The organism is Chitinophaga deserti (assembly GCF_003149455.1).
Taxonomy (GTDB): Bacteria; Bacteroidota; Bacteroidia; order Chitinophagales; family Chitinophagaceae; genus Chitinophaga; species Chitinophaga deserti.
The window spans coordinates 179,095-199,104 of the sequence record NZ_QFFK01000007.1 but is presented as its reverse complement, the minus strand read 5'-3'; the positions used below and the strand labels follow the sequence as shown (position 1 = coordinate 199,104).

At 50.1% G+C, this 20,010-nt stretch carries 18 protein-coding genes; 8 read left to right on the top strand and 10 right to left on the bottom strand.

Annotated features, from left to right (window positions below; all coding sequences use genetic code 11):
* Positions 1 to 282 precede the first annotated feature (282 nt).
* From DEV76_RS17420 to DEV76_RS17410, 3 genes are all read right to left on the bottom strand, one after another.
* Positions 283 to 1,053, bottom strand: coding sequence for a sulfite exporter TauE/SafE family protein (locus DEV76_RS17420; RefSeq protein ID WP_109699201.1), 771 nt, complete (start codon positions 1,051 to 1,053; stop codon positions 283 to 285).
* Positions 1,054 to 1,272: 219 nt separating this feature from the next.
* Entirely contained in the window at positions 1,273 to 4,125 is a 2,853-nt protein-coding gene (locus DEV76_RS17415; protein WP_109699200.1) for a M16 family metallopeptidase, read from the bottom strand.
* 122 nt (positions 4,126 to 4,247) lie between these two features.
* Positions 4,248 to 6,083 (bottom strand): glycoside hydrolase family 2 protein, encoded by a 1,836-nt coding sequence (locus DEV76_RS17410; protein ID WP_109699199.1) that lies wholly within the window; start codon positions 6,081 to 6,083, stop codon positions 4,248 to 4,250.
* Positions 6,084 to 6,268: 185 nt separating this feature from the next.
* Between DEV76_RS17410 and DEV76_RS17405 the strand changes: the two genes are divergently transcribed.
* The 3 genes from DEV76_RS17405 (at position 6,269) to DEV76_RS17395 (ending at position 8,037) form a co-directional block, all read left to right on the top strand.
* Complete coding sequence (locus DEV76_RS17405) at positions 6,269 to 6,961, top strand: 3-keto-disaccharide hydrolase (RefSeq protein ID WP_109699198.1); 693 nt, start codon at positions 6,269 to 6,271, stop codon at positions 6,959 to 6,961.
* Positions 6,962 to 7,054: 93 nt separating this feature from the next.
* Positions 7,055 to 7,510, top strand: coding sequence for an RNA polymerase sigma factor (locus tag DEV76_RS17400; RefSeq protein WP_109699197.1), 456 nt, complete (start codon positions 7,055 to 7,057; stop codon positions 7,508 to 7,510).
* A 2-nt stretch (positions 7,511 to 7,512) separates the two neighbouring features.
* Positions 7,513 to 8,037: a hypothetical protein gene (locus tag DEV76_RS17395; RefSeq protein WP_109699196.1), complete on the top strand. Its 525-nt coding sequence runs from the start codon at positions 7,513 to 7,515 to the stop codon at positions 8,035 to 8,037.
* A 430-nt stretch (positions 8,038 to 8,467) separates the two neighbouring features.
* On the opposite strand, the gene DEV76_RS17390 is transcribed toward DEV76_RS17395, so the two are convergent.
* Positions 8,468 to 8,869, bottom strand: a complete 402-nt coding sequence (locus tag DEV76_RS17390) for a hypothetical protein (protein WP_157962949.1) — start codon at positions 8,867 to 8,869, stop codon at positions 8,468 to 8,470.
* 121 nt (positions 8,870 to 8,990) lie between these two features.
* Between DEV76_RS17390 and DEV76_RS25980 the strand changes: the two genes are divergently transcribed.
* Both DEV76_RS25980 and DEV76_RS17380 read left to right on the top strand, forming a co-directional pair.
* Positions 8,991 to 9,314, top strand: a complete 324-nt coding sequence (locus DEV76_RS25980) for a peptidase associated/transthyretin-like domain-containing protein (RefSeq protein WP_157962948.1) — start codon at positions 8,991 to 8,993, stop codon at positions 9,312 to 9,314.
* 75 nt (positions 9,315 to 9,389) lie between these two features.
* On the top strand, positions 9,390 to 10,427 hold the full coding sequence (locus tag DEV76_RS17380) for an adenylate/guanylate cyclase domain-containing protein (RefSeq protein ID WP_109699193.1): 1,038 nt from the start codon (positions 9,390 to 9,392) through the stop codon (positions 10,425 to 10,427).
* Positions 10,428 to 10,442: 15 nt separating this feature from the next.
* On the opposite strand, the gene DEV76_RS17375 is transcribed toward DEV76_RS17380, so the two are convergent.
* The 3 genes from DEV76_RS17375 to DEV76_RS17360 form a co-directional block, all read right to left on the bottom strand.
* On the bottom strand, positions 10,443 to 10,865 hold the full coding sequence (locus DEV76_RS17375; protein ID WP_109699192.1) for an SRPBCC family protein: 423 nt from the start codon (positions 10,863 to 10,865) through the stop codon (positions 10,443 to 10,445).
* Between the two features lie 140 nt (positions 10,866 to 11,005).
* Positions 11,006 to 12,433, bottom strand: a complete 1,428-nt coding sequence (locus DEV76_RS17370; protein WP_109699191.1) for a metallophosphoesterase family protein — start codon at positions 12,431 to 12,433, stop codon at positions 11,006 to 11,008.
* 250 nt (positions 12,434 to 12,683) lie between these two features.
* Complete coding sequence (locus DEV76_RS17360) at positions 12,684 to 13,280, bottom strand: hypothetical protein (protein WP_157962947.1); 597 nt, start codon at positions 13,278 to 13,280, stop codon at positions 12,684 to 12,686.
* A 172-nt stretch (positions 13,281 to 13,452) separates the two neighbouring features.
* On the opposite strand from DEV76_RS17360, the gene DEV76_RS17355 reads away from it, so the two are divergent.
* The gene (locus tag DEV76_RS17355; RefSeq protein ID WP_109699188.1) at positions 13,453 to 13,860 is read left to right on the top strand and encodes a Dabb family protein; all 408 of its coding nucleotides are present in this window, start codon (positions 13,453 to 13,455) and stop codon (positions 13,858 to 13,860) included.
* A 72-nt stretch (positions 13,861 to 13,932) separates the two neighbouring features.
* On the opposite strand, the gene DEV76_RS17350 is transcribed toward DEV76_RS17355, so the two are convergent.
* Entirely contained in the window at positions 13,933 to 14,517 is a 585-nt protein-coding gene (locus DEV76_RS17350; RefSeq protein WP_232826978.1) for a hypothetical protein, read from the bottom strand.
* A 278-nt stretch (positions 14,518 to 14,795) separates the two neighbouring features.
* Between DEV76_RS17350 and DEV76_RS17345 the strand changes: the two genes are divergently transcribed.
* Together DEV76_RS17345 and DEV76_RS17340 are read left to right on the top strand one after the other, a co-directional pair.
* A complete protein-coding gene (locus DEV76_RS17345) occupies positions 14,796 to 14,978 on the top strand; it encodes a hypothetical protein (protein WP_109699187.1) in 183 nt (60 codons plus the stop codon).
* Positions 14,979 to 15,008: 30 nt separating this feature from the next.
* Positions 15,009 to 15,899: a LysR substrate-binding domain-containing protein gene (locus DEV76_RS17340; protein ID WP_109699186.1), complete on the top strand. Its 891-nt coding sequence runs from the start codon at positions 15,009 to 15,011 to the stop codon at positions 15,897 to 15,899.
* A gap of 61 nt (positions 15,900 to 15,960) precedes the next feature.
* Here DEV76_RS17340 and DEV76_RS17335 read toward each other — a convergent pair whose 3' ends face one another.
* Both DEV76_RS17335 and DEV76_RS26295 read right to left on the bottom strand, forming a co-directional pair.
* Positions 15,961 to 16,359, bottom strand: a complete 399-nt coding sequence (locus DEV76_RS17335; RefSeq protein WP_109699185.1) for a hypothetical protein — start codon at positions 16,357 to 16,359, stop codon at positions 15,961 to 15,963.
* Positions 16,360 to 16,558: 199 nt separating this feature from the next.
* Positions 16,559 to 19,783, bottom strand: a complete 3,225-nt coding sequence (locus DEV76_RS26295) for an IPT/TIG domain-containing protein (protein ID WP_157962946.1) — start codon at positions 19,781 to 19,783, stop codon at positions 16,559 to 16,561.
* Between the last annotated feature and the right edge of the window lie 227 nt (positions 19,784 to 20,010).

Sequence of the window (20,010 nt, the reverse complement as noted above, 5' to 3'; positions counted from 1 at the left end):
AGCCGCCCATAAGCCGCCCCTATATAAGGGCGGCTTATCTACGGGATAACCCCGGGGTATCTGCGGCTTGACCACGGATTATGTTAATAGCCATCCTGCCTGAAGACCGGGGTTGGAATGAGGGGAACCGGGCTTTCGTCCGCTATCGGGCAGCCGTTGCGCGGCACATTTCAGCTCAACACCGGGCCATAACAATACCCAATAGATGGCACAAACAACCGTCTGACATGGAAACCACCCACATTATCAGCTCATTTTCAATAAGTAATATCTAAGAATTAATCAGCTATTCGCCACCCATATATCCCAGGCAAAGCGAAGCAGGGTGGCGAAAACGATGATGAGGAAGAAGATCCTGATGAAGGCATTACCCTTCAACAGGGCCAGCCGGGTGCCAAAAAAGGCCCCAGTCATGTTACAAACGGCCATGGGAATGGCGAATTTGTATAAAACATGTCCGGCAAGGGCGAAATATGACAAGGATGCAATGTTGGTAGCCATATTGATCAGTTTGGCACTGGCGGAAGCATGTAGGAAATCATATCCCATGAAAGCGATAAAGACGAGGATTAGGAAAGTACCTGCACCCGGGCCGATGAGTCCGTCGTAAAACCCGATACCGAAACCGGAAAACATTCCCAGTGCCAGTTGAGTGGTACGGGTATGGTCAATGTTGCGGGGCTGTCCGAAGCTTTTATTGAAATAAGTGTATCCGGCAACGATAATTAACACGAAGAAAATAATGGGCTTTATGATCCGGTTATCGATCATGGAAACACAATAGGCCCCTAAAAAAGCCCCGCCGAAGGCGAGCAATGCCACCTGCGCGAGCAGTTTCCAGTCGAGGTTTACATGCCGGGAATAACGCCAGGCGGCCAGGGTGGTTCCGGAAAATGAAGGGATTTTAGTGGTTCCCAATAATGTGGCTACCGGGTATTGGGGCAGGATGATCATAATAGCCGGGGTTTGCAGTAAGCCCCCTCCACCTACTATCGCATCAATAAATCCTGCAAAAAATGACACAAGGCATAATAAGATCGTTTCCTCCAGCATGCCTGCGAAATTATAAAAAGTCTGAGAAAACTGGGGGAGACAAATACCAAAGTTGCCAATTACCTGGCTAAACCGGGTAAACTATAAACCACATCCTCACCTGCATTGTAAAAGTCGGATTAAATACAACTTCAATTGCAGACTTTCGCACAAACTAATTTATATAAAAAAGCGCCCCGCAATTCTGGCGGGGCGCTTATAAATGATATGATGCAAATACTATTTCTCAGGCACCAGTGCGGCCTTGAAGTAGTTGGCATTGCTGAGGTAAGTGTTGGCTGCTGCCTTCACGCTCTCGGGTGTAACTTGGTTCAGGCGCTCGTTCTGCGTGAGTACAGAAGTAGCATCTTCACCGTTCTTGAATTTACCGGTGAGGTAGTTCAGCCAGAAATTGTTTTCGCGTAGGTTTACTTCCAGTGAGCGGCGGTATTCTGCTTTGAACTTCTCTACGTCTTCCGCAGTAGCACCGTTCTTCTTGATCTTTTCGATCTCTTCCAGCGAAGCGTTTACCAGTTTATCTACGTTAGCCGGTGCGCAGCTGAAGGAAATAGACAGATTGTAGTTGCCATAAGGCAGCTTCTCATAACCTACGCCCACATTCGGACTGTACACACCGCCTTCTTTTTCGCGGAGGCGCTCCAGTACCTTAAACTCCAGGATGTCGCTCAGGGCACTCAGCTGCATATTGTTCTCCATGCTGAAGGGGTAGCTGTTGTAGAAGAACAGTTTCACCTGCGCTTTGTCTTCAATACCCTTCTTCACGATGCGCTCAACTTTGCCGCTAAGGGGGCGAACGCCACGATCGATGTACTTCTCGGCACGATTATTCGCCGGCAGGCCACCAAGGTAAGTTTCCAGCAGTGGGGTGATAGCCGCAATATCGAAGTTGCCTACAAACACGAATGTCTGACCACTGTTGTCTGCAAAACGGCTTCTGTAGAACTCGAAAGAACGGTCGAGGTTGATCTGGGCAATATCTGCCACGGTCGCTTTCTTTTCGCGGATGCTGTTACCGGTAAGTACGGCGTTAACCGTATCGCCGAATACGTTATCCGGACTGTCGTCAGAATTCTGGATGTATACGATGTAATCTTCCAGGTTCTTTTTGAACATTACGGGATCTTTCCGGGGATTGGTAGCATATGCATAAACCAGCTGCAGAGCGGTTTCCAGATCTTTCGGAGAAGCGCTGCCGCTGTAACCCTGGTAGAGTTCGCTGATATATGACTGTGCTGAAGCGGTAGTACCTGCCATCATTTTACGCAGCGAAGCATTATCGAAATCACCGATGCCATCAGCAGGGATGTTACCAGCATAATTCACGGCTGTGAGATCCTTATCATCTGCCTGGGAGTTACCACCCTGGCCGTAGGAGGAGAAGATAATCTGGTCGTTCTTGAAATCAGTAGGTTTCAGGTATACCACTACGCCATTGGAAAGCGTGAGTTTGGTAACACCGATGCCTTCTATCTTTTCGGTGCTGGTTACTTTACCGGCGATGGGTTTCTTTTCCAGCAGCGGTTTGTTGATCTTATTGTCTTCGTAAGGCTTCAGTCCTTTTCCTGCATCGCGGAGTGCGGTGAGGAGTTGTTCTGCTGTGGGCAGTGTGGCTTTTTCCTTTTCAGGAGCCTGTACGATGATGGTCAGGTTTTCTTTACCCAGCATCTTTTTAGCTGCTGCGTTGATTTCTTCCAGCGTGATCTCGTTCAGGAACTTTTTGGAGATCTCATAACGGAAATCGGGGCTGAGCACCGGAGAGCCGTACATGAAGTTTTTCAGGTAAGCCTGTACAAAAGTGTTGGAAGGAATTTTATCCTTTTCGCGGTTGGCTTTTTCGTTTGCAGCTTCGGTTTGTTTTTTCACTACCTCCAGCTCGGAAGCGGTAAAGCCGAATTGTACCATGCGCTCAAACTCTGTCATTACACCGGCAAGACCTTTAGCCAGATCGGCCCCGTTCTTGGTTACGGCGAGTAAGGTAGCAGAATTGAGATTGGGGATGAGGCCCTGCTGGTAAGAACCGTAAGATGCAGATCCTTCCACGAAAGGCGCAGTGCCTTTCTGCTTCAGTTCGCTGATACGCGCACCCAGCATAGCGTTAGCCATGTTGATCACCATACTGTTCCGGATATCGGAAGTAGTATGGGTAGGTTTGCTGGATTGACGGATGAAAGCGAAAGCCACGTTGTAAGGGAATTCCTTATCTGTAACGATTTTCACGATGGGCTCCTTGTTACCGGGCATATCGTAAGAAACATGCGGCTTGGGCTTGGCGGGGTTGGTGAGCTTACCGAAGTTCTCTTTAATGAGTGCTTCCACGGCATCCACGTCAAAATCTCCTACGGCAATAACCGCCTGGAGGTTGGGACGGTACCAGTCGCGGTAAAAATTACGGATCTCTTCGTGCTTGAAGTTCTGAATGATATCGATTTTCCCGATGGGGATACGCTGTGCATAGCGGGAGCCGTGCAGGATAACCGGGAGCAGCTCCTGCTGGATGCGGCTCTGGGCGTTCTTACCACGCTGGCGCTCTTCTTCCACGATTACACCGCGCTCTTCATCAATATCCGGAGAGAGCATGCTGATGTGCCCTGCCCAGTTGGCGAGGATCTTGAAACCATTCTTGAACAGCTCAGCGCTATCGGTAGGGATAGGCAGCTGGTAAACGGTTTGGTCGAAGGAAGTGTAAGCATTGAGATCGGCTCCGAACTTCACACCGGCTTTCTGCAGGTAATTGATGAGTTCGTTTTTGGGGAAGTCTTTTGTACCGTTGAAAGCCATGTGCTCCGTGAAGTGAGCAAGGCCCTGCTGGGCATCGCTTTCCATGAGGGAGCCTGCTTTGAGCGCCATGTAAAGCACCGCGCGGTTACGGGGTTCGGCATTTTTGCGGATGTAGTAGGTAAGGCCATTGCTCAGCTTACCTGTTCTCAGATCCGGATCGGCGGGGATCTTCTGCCCTGCCCCACCCGCTGCTGCTGTGCCTCCGGCGGCCACTTTCTGGGCGAATGCAGGGTTCCCCGTCAGAGAAAAGACGCTTGCAGCCGCAAGCGTCAGTAACAAAAACGTACGTTTCATAATGGTTGTTGATTAAAATATGCGATTTTACGGTTGTCAGGTTTAGTCAGGCAATATACTGACATTCCGCGACTCGCAGCCGCGGTTCCGGGATGACCGGCAATAATCGCATGTCCGGAAACTCAAGGGATCTTGACGAGGCCGGATTTGTAAAGCCGCTGATGTGCTTTGTAAAAGGCTTCTACCGGGTTCTTGAAAACTTTACGGTCGTAGGTCATAAGCCCGTTCGTTTCCACTTCCACATCGGTGGTTTGGGTATATACAGCTGCCGAAAGCCCCTGGCGGATTAGCTTCTCCATCCTTTCCATATAGCTGTCGTAACGCGTAAAAAGCTCCCCGGCAGTTTTAAAGGTCTGGTATCCCCAGTTGTCTTTCTGCTGCCATACGTGCCCGTCTACCGGCAGGCCCAGTCCGCCGAACTCACCCAATACGATGATTTGCTTCTCCCCGAAATATACCGGGTCGGGCATAACGGGGTCGGGGTAATTATGCAGGTCGATGATGTGGCCCGTAAGCTCGAAGTTACCGCCGCTGGCAGAGTTAACGAGGCGGGAAGGGTCTTTGGCCATCGTCCATTCAGTGATGTCTTTCGTTTTAAACTGGCCCCATGCTTCGTTGAATGGCACCCACACCACGATGGAGGGCACATTGTGCAGGGTTCCCATAATAGCGTTCCACTCTTTGCGATAATACCCTTCGGATTCTGGACTGCGTTGTTTGTCGTTCGCACGGCCAATGATACCGGGGCGCATTTCCCAGTGGTTGCCCAGGTCGCCGCTGGGCATATCCTGCCAAACGAGCATTCCCAGCTTATCGCAATGGTAATACCAGCGTGCAGGTTCTACCTTGATATGTTTGCGGATCATATTGAAACCCATCTCCTTCGTTTTCTCCACGTCAAACTTCAGTGCAGCATCGGATGGGGCGGTATACAACCCGTCGGGCCACCAACCCTGGTCGAGCGGGCCATATTGGAAAAGGAACTTATTATTCAGCAGCATTCGCTGGATACCCGCCTGATCTTTAGCCATGCTGATCTTACGCATGGCGAAGTAGCTCTTCACTTCATCCACCGCTTTGCCCTTGCGTACAATGCTCAGGCGGAGGTTGTAGAGGAAGGGCTTTTCGGGGGACCATAGTTCCGGCGAGGCGATCTTCAGGACGGCAGTACCACCGGGTGTGGTTTCGGTTTCTGCTACTACTGCGTCACCGTTCATGGCTGTCAGCTTCACCATATCTCCTTCCACGGGGTTTACCACGGTGGTTTCCACGGTCAGCGTTTGTGCGTCGATGTCCGGCGTTTGGCGCACAGCGGAGAGATAGGTAACGGGAACGGTTTCGAGCCACACGGTTTGCCAGATACCGGTAACGGGTGTATACCAGATACCTTCTGGTTTACGGACCTGTTTACCACGGGGCTGAGGGCCTTCGTCGGTAGGGTCCCAAACTTTTACAACCACTTCCTGCTGCTTTGTCTTTTTGAGATATGGGGTGATATCGGCAGTAAAGGGGTCGAAGCCACCCTGGTGATGTACGGCGAGCTGGCCATTTACATATACTTCCGTATCCCAGTCAACCGCCCCGAAGTGCAGTAATATCTTTTTGCCTTTGGCATCTGCCGGCAGGGTAAAGTTTTGCTGGTACCAGAGCAGCTTATCTTTCCCCACTGTTTTACCTACACCGCTAAGGGCGGATTCGATACAGAAAGGCACAAGGATCTTCCCTTCCCATGCAGCGGGACGGCCACTGTTACGTGCAGTGAGGGCGTAATTCCATAATCCGTTGAGATTCTTCCAGGTGCCGCCCCGTTCAAACTGCGGGCGGGGGTGTTCCTGTAAAACACTGTCGGCTTTAAGCTGTTCTGCCCAGGGCGACATAATGCGGCCCGAAACCGGCTTATATTCCTGCGCATTGGCCATAGAGGCGGCCAGTAACCATACGAGCAATTGCTTCTTCATAAGATGTATTATAACACTACAATCGATTTCCGAATTGAATACCAGTATAACAGGCTGTTCTGATGCACAGGGAATACGGCGTGGAAGACGGCCGGCTGCATCAGGCAAGACAAGTACTGTTTCATGACGTGGTTCAAATAAGCACGATAGGACAAAATAGTCAATAAATTTTATAACTTACCCATATGAAACATATTGTTTTTTCCGCATTGCTACTATGCGCTTCCACGTTATGCCACGCGCAATCGCGCAGCCTTTTCAACGGTAAAGACCTTACCGGCTGGCATATGGATGTCCCCGACCTGGAAAAGGATTCCTCCCTCCGTATTCCCTTTATTGTACGTAATGGCATGCTCGTAAGTCTGGGTACGCCACAGGGCCACCTGATTACCGATGCAAAGTATAAGGATTACCGTATAGAAGTGGAGTACCGCTTTGCCGGCAAACCGGGTAACTGCGGCCTGCTCGTACATGCCTCCGCGCCCCGGGTTCTGTACGGAATGTTCCCCAAATCTCTGGAAGTGCAGCTGATGAGTAAGAACGCCGGCGATTTCTGGTGCATCGGGGAAGATGTGGCGGTAGACAGCATGGAGGTGTACCGTGGCCCTAAAGAGAACTGGGGTGTGGTAGACGGTAAAGAAAGAAGGGTAAGGAACCGGACCGACGGGTCGGAGAAAGCCCTGGGTGAATGGAACCGTATGGTAGTGGAATGCCTGGGCGACAAGGTACGTGTTTGGGTGAATGGCGACCTGGTGAACGACGGTTATAACTGTACCGTTACCAGCGGCAGTATAGCCCTGCAGGCCGAAGGCGCGGAAGTGGAGTTCAGGAAAGTAATGCTAACACCCATCCGTAAGCTAACGAAAATCAGCAGGTAATACAGGGAACCGCGGAATACCGCGGTTTTTTTATGCCTGCCTGTAAGGATCAGGGCTTATAGCGCAACTAACCTGTTAAAGCATTACTTCAAAATGAATGAATCACAGTTCCTGGAATCGCTATCTCAGCATGAGGGTATACTTCATAAGATCTGCCGACTGTATCGCGATACGGCGGAAGACCGGGAAGACCTGTTCCAGGAAATGGTGTACCAGCTCTGGCGTGCCTGGCCTAAGTTCGAAGGGCGCAGCAGCTTTGCTACCTGGATGTACCGGATAGCACTGAGCACGGCATTGGTTCATTTCCGCAAAGGAAGGCCTAAAGTAGAATACCGTTCCGAGTTGCCGGAAGTGGCAGAACACCGGGAAGACGACCGGCTGCCCGAGCTGCTGGCTGTATTGACTCCTGCGGAAAAAGCTATTATGGTCCTCTATCTGGAGGGACTGAGTTACGCCGAAATGGGTTCCATTCTTGGGATTTCTGAAAGCAATGCAGGCGCGCGGCTCACAAGAGCGCGGCAAAAGATTAAACAACACTTTAAATCCTGAACATGGACGCATTGAAACAAGCCTGGGAAGGCATGCCCGTTTCCCGGACCTCCCCTGCCGCCCTGCGCGGAATGATTCACCGGCACCCAGCCCGCATGGCTATGCGGAAGCAGCTGCTCTTTGAAATGATACCACTGGTGCTTTTCCTCATAGTTTATTATGACTTCTTTGACGGTGGCCTGAAGCCCTGGTACATTAACGCATTACTGGTAAGTGCGGTGGCATTTGTCATTCTCCTGAATGCAGCAGGCTACTTATTCAGCAGGCAGGCCCTTCAGGGTGATCATTTACAGGAAATGGTTCACCGTCACCTGGTACAGCTTCGCCGCTTTGCCATAATATCAGTGGCGGCGCGGGTTGGTATGGCAGCCTGCCTGCTGGTGTTTTTCTGTTACGGAATATTACTGACGGAAAAGAAGATCTGGCTGCTGGTGTTGATTGGTGTGATCACCACTATGCAGGCAATATGGCTGGGTACAATTTGGAAGAAACGGATACGCCTGATCCGCCAGACGATAGAGGAATAAAAGAAATCTCCCCGATACCGGTATGAAACGGTAACGGGGAGCAAACGAAAAACGGACTTAAATCGAAGTGTTTGGCTTCGGTACCATATTCATGGAAATCGAATAGCCTGCCTATTATTACGAAGATGAAAGCTGGAAAACTACTGGCTCAATATAGCCTCCTGTAGAAACAGGCAGGCAAATGCTCCAGATCTAATCTAGTACAAAATGTCAACGTATGCATATTGCCGGAGATTTGTCGTACATCACGCATTGTACGTTCCGGTTGTAATGTTTTCTCTTTGATATCTGGTAAATGTAAAGCGTATCATAACGCAACTAATGTCGGCCAAAGGGTGCGAAACAGCCGTTAAAAACTTGTTAAGCTCATGGCATCATAGCCGCGCTGCAAGGGGCTGGCAGCGCATTAAGGGGTGCAGTAATTCAGTAACTACCACGATCCTCCCGTGGAAAAAAGTAACGCCGGATCCGCATGTTCTACAGTCAGCCACACATTGCCATGCGATCCTTCATGGCATAAAGGCGCCATCGCCTGTACTATCCTATGGTAACTTTTTTCCGTAAACCTGAAGGAGAAAACACGCTCATCGGTGGTAACCAGTCCTTCGTCGTGCAGCGACCGCTGCATGGCCAGCGAATAACCATTGGATTGTATAAAAGGCAGGTCTTCCAGCCAGAGCAGCTCCCGCTTTCCTTCGGCCAGTTCCTGAACGGCCTGCATCAATGCAGCCGCTTCTTCGGGATCAAAACGGCAAATACGTACCAGTCTCGACGGACCGGTATATGTTAATGCTCCGTTTCCACGGATGCCTGTCAGGTAATCCAGTTGCATCCTTCAAGATTAGCACTTTTTCTGGTCTCCACCCAAATTTGAACATCTCTATTCTCTTAAACTTTAACTTCTTCCTAACGGCATTGCCCCCTAACTTCATCCCCCGTAATCCATTCCCCTTATGCGGCAATTCCCCTGTTTCCTTACCCTGCTGCTCCTTTGGGGCACGCTCCCCGGCCTGGCACAAGACACCCTCCCTGTAATACTCCGTGGCCAGGTTACAGATGCACAAACCGGCGACCCTCTGCCTTCAGCTTCCGTTAGTGTACCTTCCTACCGTATCCATACCACCACCAACGGCGCGGGTATGTTCCTCATCGTACGGATGTGGGGTTCTTCAGCATGGAAGTACGCCAGCCCGACAAAGGCATTACCCTTACCATGCTCTGCAATAACGGTGACTTCCCCCGGTTCGACCTCACGGATCTTGTGCTGGAAATATTGAATTAATACATAAGGCACAGGAATTCATCATTGCCCCGTCCGCAGAAAATCAATACATTAGGGAAAACCTCATCTTATGAATCCCAGGACGCGGGTTAAATGGCGGCAGCTTCTGCAAATCATGATCATCTGGTCCATCATTGGACTATTGATTGCGCTGTACGACCATATGGTATTGCAAACCAGCGGATCGGCCGGCTTTGCAGCAGATTACTCCCTCTCCAAATCCATCATCGTGAATGTGGCCGCCGGGCTCATGGGCGCACTGCTGGGCGGGAGCTTCCTTGTTTTCTTCATAAATGAACGTTACCGGGACAAATCGTATACGTACACCATTCTTGCCGTAACCCTGTCTTTCATCGCAGTGATCTTTATCATAGGGCAGATCTTAAGCCTGATTGAGCAGCCGGATATGGCGCGCATGGCAAAGAACGGGCTGATATGGGCGCTGGTGGTAGGTACCACTCAACTCTTCCTCCAGATCAACAGTAAGTTCGGCTCCGGTGTGTTCCGCGACATCCTGCGCGGCAAGTATAACACGCCCCGCGAAGAGAAGCGCATCTTTATGTTCCTCGACATCAACGCATCCACCACCATCGCGGAAGCCTTGGGCGATAAGCGGTATCACGCTTTCCTGAAAGATTTCTTTACGGACATCACCAACCCTATCCTCGAAAACCGCGGGGAAATATACCAGTATGTGGGTGATGAGGTAATAATAGCATGGCGGTACCGCGACGGGCTTGCGGAAAGCAATTGCGTACAGTGTTTCTTTGATATCAAGGACCGGATTGCCACATTAAAACCCAAATATCTTGAACGTTATGGCGTGTTTCCTGAATTCAAGGCAGGCATCCATTGCGGGCCTGTGGTAGCGGGGGAAGTGGGGATCATTAAACGCGATATCACCTATTCAGGAGATGTGCTGAATACCACATCACGCATACAGGGATTATGCAAACAGTTTAATGAAGAAGTAATTGCTTCTGCCGATCTGGTGTCGGAGCTGCACCTCGGCATGGGTTTTACGGCGCAAATGCTGGGTTCCATAAAACTGCGGGGGAAAGAAAAAGAGATGGCCCTCCTGGCGCTAAAACCCTTGCGGGTAGCCTGAAGGGCCATCAGAAAATTATTTGGATTCGGCGTAACGTTTAAAGTTATCCAGGATCGCCTGCCATCCTGCACGCTGCATGTCTTCCGGATTGGTTTCTTCCGGATCGAATGTTTCCACCACCTGCGTTTGTCCGTTTTCTTCTTTGAAATCTATCTTCACTTTACGGCCGTCGCCAAGTGTATACTCAATACGCTGATGCGGTTCCACTACATCAAATACGCCACCGAAATCGAAGCTGAATGAACCATCTTTCGCGGCCATGGTAGTGGAGAATGCACCACCTGCCCGGAGATCGCTGGAAGCTTTGGGAGCATGCCAGTCGTCGGATGCTGCGCACCATTGAGTGATATGTTCGGGCTCATTCCAGAGTTCCCATACTTTAGCTGCAGGTTGCTGAATTGTGCTGGTGATAGTGATCGCTTGTTTTGTCGTTTCCATACAATAGTTGTTAAATGGTGAGTATTATTGTTATTTGTTTTGTGTGATTGACAATACAAACTTACAACACCGGCCCATTATCTATCGCGTGCAAAAACGACAAAAAGAAGGGTAAAAACCGACACCCCCATTTTACGCCACTAGAATATTCTCTTCGAGAACACCGGGGAAGAAGTACCAAGGTGGTAAAAAGACTCCCTGATCCCGGTTACCATTAATTGCCCGTCGAGCTGGAAAGTGAGCGTGGCAAAGCCATTCAGCATTAAACCATTCGCCTGCTTATCCGTTTCCATCCATTCAACCGACGGGTTGTTTATTAATGCAGAAGCTTCGCCGTAAGGCAATGCGGCATGACCCAGGCAGCGGGCGTAGGTACTGGTAGATTGTAAATTTCCATCCGTACCGGGAAGCGTAAGGGGGGATGCATACACGATTCCGTTGTGTACATGGCCCCAGTACCAGGCATAAGGATCCGCACCGAGGGCGCCGTTCACCTGGTCCCACAGTTTCATGAAGGCAGAAGCATCGTACTGGAAACCGGTATGGTGGGTGAGCACGATTGTTTTAGCCGGGTTGAGGTTCAGACCGGCTATCCAGTTGATCTGCTCCCTGTCGAGGAACTCCCCGCCAATGCTCCCGTCCATAAAAGCATCGAAAGAGCTGCCATAGTATCCGGAATCCAGTCCGAGCACTGTCCAGTCGCCCGCCTGAAGGGCAAAATAGCTCATGCCTTTCTGCAGGGAAAATGGCCCGGTGGTTTTGAGGGCTTCCCCAAAGTAGCCGTTGCCGCCGGTATACATTTCATGATTGGAATTAAGGGTGAAAGAGCGCGGTGTTGAGGTACCGGGCCACATATTCACGAGGTTTTCCATTTCCTCACCGGGATGGAAGTAATATCCTGCCCACTGTCCTGTAGCCGGACTGCCCGAGTAATATGTATCACCCAAATGGATGAGATAGTTCGGGTTGAGGGTGGTCAATTGGCGGAGGACGGCCTTCGCTGTAGTGTCTCCTGTTCCCCAGTCGCCAATCATACCTAGTGTAATGGTGTAATTACTTACGCTGAAATCAAGCTTTATGGGTGCAGGGCTGCCCTGAGGGAAGCCATACCAGGCGTCATGCATATCCGTGATTATAAGGTTCAGGAAGGCGGCAAACCATCCCTGGTCATAGGTATCGTACTTCCCGCCGCTGATAACCCCGCCATCGTCGTAAATGAGCACATTATTCATGATCCAGGCATAGGCCTGTACGGGCAGCTGGGAATTGGGCAGGCCCAGGGCACCTTTCAGGTATTGGGCGTATTGCCGGATATCATTGTCGGCGATGTACCCCGTATTATTCAATAAAAAGAGAATTACCCCCAGCTCAATGGTCTTATTGCCCGTATCGTATCCGGGGGGCTTGGGTGGTATGGGCCATTTCCAGGCGCCTTTACGGACCATAAATTCAATCAGGCAATACTCACTGTTGAGCAGCAGATCGTTCAGATATGCGAATTTTAGGGCCACGGTAGGGTCTGAAAGCTTCTGTGCGAAGGTTTCGGGGGATAGAGACGGTAATTGCATGAAATGCGGATTAAAGGGTTATTGTCTTTGCCGGAATTTCTGCCGGAATGCGCTAAAGGGCGAAATAAGGTATTTCCCCCTAACTGTAGTTTCCCGTTTTTCCGGGGGTACCCTGCCTGTTTTCCGCCCCGGAAAAACTGTTTCCGGCTTTGCGATGGTAACTTCCTGACGCAGCAGGAATCCGTTAAAAGAAAAAACCTGCGCCACCGGATGGTTCCGGACGGGCGCAGGTGCCAGTAAACAATCCCCCTTATCTGGGCTCATCAGCACGCGTATAATCATTAGCAGACCCGTCATCAAAGGGCACCCTCCAGATCAGTTTCCCCTGCTCGGTAACCAGCGTCCAGTTCTTTTGCTCGTCTACATACTTCGGATGCAGATCTTCCGGCCCGTATGCCACTTTTTCTCCATAGCCGGGCGACTGGCTGCCACCGCAGGAGTTGTAGCGGCGGTAGTACCCCGAAGCTGCGTAGAACCGGAAAGTCTTTTTCGCGGCATCGAATACTGCAGTGCCTTTCCGGTAACCGAGCACCTGCTCGCGGCAATAGGTACTGGTTTTGGTCCAGTAGAAATATTGTTCCGCAGTACCATCGGCCGAGAACTTGTAGCCTGTGGCTATTTCGAATGCCTGGCCGGCGTAGCTGCCGTCATAATTAGAGAATTGCGTCATGGAAAAGGAGCCCGTATGCCAGTATTTACCTACCAGTTCGGCAGGTACACTGGATTGGGGGAGGTTATTCCCCGGAGTATCTTTCCCGGAATCCTTTTTGCTGCAAGCCATTGCGAATATGCATATGGAAATGAAGAGGGCCCTGCTGATGAGGGGCGTTGCTTTTTGGGGTAGCATGGTAGCACGTTTTATTGTTAACCTTGCAAAGGTACAGGCGGTAGAGAGGCTACCCCATAGCTTTTAGTACTCAAATTTAGTGGGTAACAGTACCTAATTTGAGGGGAAGACTTCCGGATTACGGGATAGTTGTTTATTTTGAACACATTATCAACTAAAAAACAGAAAACCCATGACCAAATCGAACAGACGCAAGTTCCTGGGCACCGCGGCGGCAATATGCGCCGGTACTGCGGCAGCCGCCATGCCGGTATCATCTTCCGCTAAAAAGCCTCCTATGGCACATCACGTCTTCTTCTGGCTGAAGAATCCGGGTTCGAAGGAAGACCGCGATGCGCTGATTGCCGGGGTAAAGTCTCTTTCAAAGATCCCTTCCGTACGTGATCTGAGAGTGGGTATTGTAGCGGGAACGGAGCAGCGCGGAGTGGTTGATGGCAGCTGGGGCGTTTCCGAACTGATCTTTTTCGATGATCTGGCTGGGGAAGCGGCTTACCAGGTACACCCCATCCACCAGGAGTTCATTAAGAAATGCAGCCACCTGTGGGATAAAGTAATAGTATACGATGCGATTGAAGTGTAGATATCTCTTTGTATAAAACAAAAATCCCCACGGGCTTTTCCGTGGGGATTTTTTTGCTGATATCCGTATGAGTTAGCGGATATAGCGGGCCAGGGCTTTGCCGGCCATCTCATAAGCTTCGGAAATACGTACTCCGGTATCGAAATCGTTGTCCCAGAAGGTTCTGCCGGGCGCTTTCTCAAGCGTACCTTTTGCTACCACCTTGTTACGGTCTGCCGACTCTACCAGTGTAAATTCTCCGCTGATGTAAGCGTTCTTACGCATTACACCCACGTTAAAACCGGGCTCGGTGAACGAGGTATTGAAAATGAGAATGTACTTAGATTTGTTAGCAATCTTCATATCGGTAACCTGTGTGAAAAGCTCTTCAAACTTAGGCTCGAAGCGCTCTTTGCGGTCATCTACCCAGGCTTTGGCCCAGGTATCGCCCTTGCCGGCTTCTTTCTTGTTGAGATCTTTTACACGGCTGCTCACATAATCGGCTTCCTTGTCGAACTTGCCGACCTTCATGTTGTTGTAGGTAAACTCGAGGCTGATTTCTTTTTCATTCTTCAGAACATCCAGGCTGCCGTCGGTCACGCGGATGCGCTGGGCATTGGCTCCGGCTGCCAGTAATAGGGCGCCTGCCATGCACATAACCATGCGTAATGCTTTCATTGTTGGTGATTTTTTGGAGTTGAACAATTAAAATATATAACTGTTACTAAGTTACAAAGAAAGTGAATATACCGCTCAACACCCCCTCCCGGCCTCCCAAGCGCCATATCCAGCTGCTGAAATGCACTTTTAGCCTACCAGACCACAAAACACTACTCTACCATTCTAATAGGTTATTAATATTTAAGCCACCCATAACCTGAAGTTATACTGCATCAGCTTTATTCATTTGACTGCCGTCCCCTGCTTTCCTACTTTTGAGGCGTAAACCAATTCACATGAACACGCTGGACGATCCGAGGTTTTTAAGATACAGGTGTAAAGCCTACCTGCTGCTGGCCGGGTTATTTATCCTCACCGTAGCTATACTGCTGCAATCCCGCGTGATCAATATCTCCTCACCTGCCAGCCCCCTTCCTGATACCCCGGTAGCGGTAGCTCCACCCCGGCCGGTATCCTGAAAATGGCCTTCTTTTTTGTACATTTAAGGCATGTTCGATTTCAGGTTAAAAGTATTTCATACCGTGGCCAAGCGGCTAAGCTTCACTAAAGCAGCGGAAGAGTTGTTTATTTCGCAGCCCGCGGTTACTAAACATATACACGGGATGGAAGAGCAGCTGGGCATTGCACTGTTTGAGCGAATTGGCAACCGCATACGGCTTACACCGGGCGGCAAGCTGCTGCTGCAGTACGCCAACCAGATCTTCCTGCTGTATGGCAATATGGAATACGATCTTCATCAGTTAAAACAGGATCAGGGCGGGCTGCTCAATATAGGCGCCAGTTCCACCATCGCACAGTACTACCTGCCCGGGGTGCTGGCACGCTTTAACCAGGAACATCCTTCCATCCGCACCTCCCTCATCAATGGCAATACTGAGCAGATAGAAGAAGCGCTGCTGCAGAAAGAAATCGAAGTAGGTATTATCGAAGGGCATTCCCGCAACCCTCAGCTGAAATATACCGAACTGGCGAAAGACGAGATCGCCCTCATTTCCAACGCCAAATTCAAATATCCTTTTAAAGGCGCCCTTACTACGGACGACCTCAGGAAGATCCCACTGCTGGTACGTGAGCACGGCTCCGGTACCCTGGAAGTGATTGTAAACGAACTGAAGAAGCTGGGCCTCAAGCTCACGGACCTCAATATCCTCATGCACATGGGCAGTTCAGAAAGCATTAAGTCTTATCTGCGCGAAGCCCCCTGTGCCGCATTCCTCTCTCTCCGCGCCGTGCAGGGCGAACTGGAAAGCGGCGTCCTTAAAGTACTCCCCCTGAAACAATTCAAACTCATCCGCAAATACCACTTCATTCACCCCCAGGGCCAGCAGCATAAACTAGCCCAGCAATTCATCCGCTTCGCCAGGAAGCAATCCGACTGACACCATAAAAAAATCCCCCCGGCTTTGGCGGAGGGATTTCGTAAAGATGATAAGGTAACGATCAGGTGTGACCGGTAATGGTGCAATATCCTGTTCCGCTCAACGGAATCTGGAAATAGTACAATACCCCTGCAATGTTCATCGTGTACGTCACATTAGGCTGCAGTGTGTACTGCGTTCCGGCCCAGTAAATAGACGTAGTGGTAGTGGGGTTGATGTACTGCTGCGTTCCCATAAAAGTGAAGGGAACAGGCCCCAAACCACCCTGGGTGAACGATGGCCATACCAGCGAAACCATGGGAAGCCCTGAATAATAAATTTTCCAGTCGATGCCACGGGGGAAGTCAAGCGTTTTCGCAGCCTTTACTTTAACGGGTGCCGTGGCAGTTTTTGCCGGAGCGTGGGTTACCGCACCAACAGACAGGCAGATTGCTGCCGCAAGGGTCAGGATTTTCTTCATACGGGATTAAGTTTTGAATATTCAACATATGCCATTTTTTCTCTTGTTGTATACATTGTGCATATCAACAAGATAAGTTACCCTCTAATTCATCGTATCCTCCATCAATCCAGTCATTTTGTCCATCCGCCAAAGGCTAAACGAAAATGAAAAAGGCCGCACCCCGCCGGTACGGCCCTTATCTTAATGAAAGTTCTGATTACAATGCTTCCGTCGTCGTCTGAAGGTCCAGTTTTATCCAGTCATTTACTTTTATTTCCAATTGATGATCGGCAGGGAGGCTGATCTGTACTTCTTTTTCAGCTGGCTTGCTATCTGTCAGCAGCGCTGAAAAAGCGGCAATTTTTACGTTTCGCACTCCACTCCTGTTCCCGAAGCTGAGTGCACCCAGCTCAGGGGCCACCGTTACTTCACAAGTCTTACCCGCACCCGATGCGATGCCACTTACAGATAACGAACGTAGCTGATCCCCTATAAGACGGGAGAAAGTAAATGTAAAAGGCTTCTCTTCCTGCATGGCAATTTTTACCTGAGAAGCATCGGCATTCATCCCAATCACATCTACCTGTCCGGGTTTTGTTTCCACCCCTTCCAGTTTCACGGTAGTGCCATCCGGCAGGATGGAATTATAGGTATAGGTGCCGGCACCAGTACCTACAATGCGCCTCGTAAGTGATTTCCCTTCGGGCAGCAGGTACGCGCCTTCTGCCAGGTAGCATGGCATGGAATCCGGAATGCCGCTGTAGAGCTTTCCATTGGAGAACCCTGTCTTACGCCCTTCTTCATCAGTTATTTCGAGATCAGCAGGACTGAGCAGGAAATCGATTACAAATTTCTTCAGTCCGAATGCACCGGTGAAAGGCATATCGTGATCACTATAGAGATAGGCTCCATTGCTCATATTTCCCAATGTTATATTATCGTTGCTGCTTACTTTAATCTCTTCCGGGAGGCCTTCCACATGATAATCGAAATGCAGGACGCCATTTTCCTTGCGGAAGCGGATGTAGCAATCGGGGTTTTGAGGATGATTGCAGTCCCAGCAATACATCCGGACATCGTGCAGGTCGTTGACAGTAGTGGTTTGCTGCGCATTGAGCTTAGCACCTTTATGCCCGGCGGGATATTGAAATTTGTAAGGCATGATGCAATGGGTGGAGCTTAGTTTCTTAAAATATCCTTTATCCCAGATGGCGCCGGACGGAATAAAGAAGAGCAGTGGCGCCTGATGTGCATCGCATCCTTTCCGGAATATTGTTTCAATGGTGCGCGCTGTTTTTTCTATCATTGCAATTCCTTTACGGCTCTGGTCGTGAAAATGGATAAGGCTTTCACGGGAAAGAAGGCGGCCGTGGATGGCAGTGAATTTAGCATGCAGCTTGCTCCGCGGGGTTGTGAAGGCATCCTTATCCCCTTTCCAGAATTTATCTGCCACCATACTGGACAGTGCTGTGCAGAAGCCCGTAGCAAGCCCCTTTTTATCTACACCTTTAAGGTATTTCTGATAAAACCAGTAAAAGGCTCCGGTAAGTGCGGGCTGCTTAATCACCTGGAAAATAACTTCCGACTTACCGAAGGTTTCGTAAAAAGTTTGCCAGTCAGGTACGCCAATGCTGAAATTACCGAATGCGAAATTATGGATGCCATAACGGAAAGGAATACCCAATTCTACTGCCTTTTTCGTGGATACTGTATTACTGAGCATACCATCAGGGTTGCGCACCTGCATGATCCAATCATCTACCTGCACATGTGCTGCATCTTTCGGTACAAGAAAAGCAACGGCAGTTGCAGAAACATTAGGAGAACTGGCAGCTTGGCCATTGATGAGCACTACTGCTCCCGGCAGGAAGCCCTGACCTGTAACAGGCATCATTTCACCGGGTATGAGTATTTCCGGCACTTTGTCAATACGCGGTTTTACCCAAACAGAGAATGGATTGCTGTATACTTTATCAGCCGCCCGTAAAACACGTACTACATGCCGGCCGCCGGGCATTTTGGAGGGTACCGTTACGGTAAGGCTTTCATCCGGGTTCACAGTGGCTTTTAAAACCCCGGCATTCTCCATCACCACCTTATCGCCTTTTACGAAGCTGGTACCGCTGATAGTGATCTTGTTACCCGGGAAGGTATATGCCGGTTCTATTTCGGTGATGAAAGGCCTGCTGAGCAAGGCTTCCCATTCATCTTCGTTGAAAGTGCAGAATTCGAGGGTTCCTTCTTTACCGGCCGCTTTCCCTTTCGGGCCCGTTTTTCCCGGTTGACCAAGGGAACCATGCTGACCATCGCGCCCTGTTGCGCAGGCACCTACATTTCCTGAATTACCACCACGGCCACCAGGGCCACCATCACCACCCGTTCCTCCATCTCCTTTATCGCCACCATCCAGCTGCGGAGTAAACGGACTGTCAGAAATCGCTTTATCAAGCGTGCCATCCGGCACGGCAATTAGTACATTACCACCATCACCGCCATTGCCACCGGCACCTCCTTCTCCTCCCCTGCCACCATCACCGCCATGACCGCCATTGCCGGCCGGGTGTTTATAGTGGCAACGGGTTTTAAGGGCAGATTCTTTTCCTTTCACACCATCAGCACCATCTCCGCCACGGCCACCACGCTGGCCTTTACCTCCGGTACCACCATCGGCACCGCGCAGATCAAAACTGGGTACATTCACCAGCTCCTTAACCCAAATCTCAATATTAGGTGCCGGACGGCCTGTGGTACCGGTAACACCATCTATTCCCCGTTTGCCGGGCTCCCCATCACGGCCATGACGGGTACCGGGAATTGTAACGATGCCGGGGAAGCTTTGTCCGTCGAGTGAAGCATCATCTGGCCGGTGAGAAGGTTTGCCCTTCTGGTATGTCCAAGTTATGCGGGCGTTCTTACCGCAGACGAGCTTGTCCGCAATCAGTAACAAAGTGTGTATTTCCGGCTGTATTTCAAGCGTGGTATTCGTAAGATCAAGTTCTGATGCCATGATTACCGCTGTATCCGCCGATATTTTCCCTTTAACAGGGATGGGTTGTTTACCTCCTGATTTTTTAGCAGCAATGATATGCCCACCTCCTGCAATTTTTATGCGGGGTAGCTTCAGCGTGAGTGGCTTCAGATCGGTTAAAAGCTGTACGCCAAACTGTTGACGGATTTGCCGGATCTGTTCCAGCATAGATGCAGCCTGTACTGGATCGGGATCAACTTTCACCTGTACCTTGCCTCCGAATTTCTGATTGAATTTCTTCTCCAGTTCCCGGGCTGCTTTTTCACGTGAAGCCAGCTGTTGCGGGCCGGGCCGGGACTTGAGCAGATGCCCGTCAGCGAATATATCGCCGGAAGTAAGGATAGATTCAGACGGAGCAGAAGCAGTCTTTTTTTTACGCTGGGAAATGGTAGTTCCAGATTGGATTGTTTTCATGTGGATCTTTTTTGGGGGTTGATAAATAAGGTTTGTTGCGGTTAACCAACGAAAACAAAGATGGGAAAGCTGGGAAAAAGTACCCTCGCAAAATTAATCAATGACCCTTCCGGATTAACGGGAACAATAAAATCCCCAAACAGGGCTCCTCCTAAAACAAAAATACCGCGGTATGCGCGGTATTAAAAACCCGGGCAAAACACCGGGCATTTACAATAAACATATTA

Coding starts and splice junctions, on each gene's coding strand:
- DEV76_RS17420 (WP_109699201.1), bottom strand. CDS start 1,053: ATGCTGGAGGAAACGATCTTATTATGCCTTGTGTCATTTTTTGCAGGA.
- DEV76_RS17415 (WP_109699200.1), bottom strand. CDS start 4,125: ATGAAACGTACGTTTTTGTTACTGACGCTTGCGGCTGCAAGCGTCTTT.
- DEV76_RS17410 (WP_109699199.1), bottom strand. CDS start 6,083: ATGAAGAAGCAATTGCTCGTATGGTTACTGGCCGCCTCTATGGCCAAT.
- DEV76_RS17405 (WP_109699198.1), top strand. CDS start 6,269: ATGAAACATATTGTTTTTTCCGCATTGCTACTATGCGCTTCCACGTTA.
- DEV76_RS17400 (WP_109699197.1), top strand. CDS start 7,055: ATGAATGAATCACAGTTCCTGGAATCGCTATCTCAGCATGAGGGTATA.
- DEV76_RS17395 (WP_109699196.1), top strand. CDS start 7,513: ATGGACGCATTGAAACAAGCCTGGGAAGGCATGCCCGTTTCCCGGACC.
- DEV76_RS17390 (WP_157962949.1), bottom strand. CDS start 8,869: ATGCAACTGGATTACCTGACAGGCATCCGTGGAAACGGAGCATTAACA.
- DEV76_RS25980 (WP_157962948.1), top strand. CDS start 8,991: ATGCGGCAATTCCCCTGTTTCCTTACCCTGCTGCTCCTTTGGGGCACG.
- DEV76_RS17380 (WP_109699193.1), top strand. CDS start 9,390: ATGAATCCCAGGACGCGGGTTAAATGGCGGCAGCTTCTGCAAATCATG.
- DEV76_RS17375 (WP_109699192.1), bottom strand. CDS start 10,865: ATGGAAACGACAAAACAAGCGATCACTATCACCAGCACAATTCAGCAA.
- DEV76_RS17370 (WP_109699191.1), bottom strand. CDS start 12,433: ATGCAATTACCGTCTCTATCCCCCGAAACCTTCGCACAGAAGCTTTCA.
- DEV76_RS17360 (WP_157962947.1), bottom strand. CDS start 13,280: ATGCTACCCCAAAAAGCAACGCCCCTCATCAGCAGGGCCCTCTTCATT.
- DEV76_RS17355 (WP_109699188.1), top strand. CDS start 13,453: ATGACCAAATCGAACAGACGCAAGTTCCTGGGCACCGCGGCGGCAATA.
- DEV76_RS17350 (WP_232826978.1), bottom strand. CDS start 14,517: ATGAAAGCATTACGCATGGTTATGTGCATGGCAGGCGCCCTATTACTG.
- DEV76_RS17345 (WP_109699187.1), top strand. CDS start 14,796: ATGAACACGCTGGACGATCCGAGGTTTTTAAGATACAGGTGTAAAGCC.
- DEV76_RS17340 (WP_109699186.1), top strand. CDS start 15,009: ATGTTCGATTTCAGGTTAAAAGTATTTCATACCGTGGCCAAGCGGCTA.
- DEV76_RS17335 (WP_109699185.1), bottom strand. CDS start 16,359: ATGAAGAAAATCCTGACCCTTGCGGCAGCAATCTGCCTGTCTGTTGGT.
- DEV76_RS26295 (WP_157962946.1), bottom strand. CDS start 19,783: ATGAAAACAATCCAATCTGGAACTACCATTTCCCAGCGTAAAAAAAAG.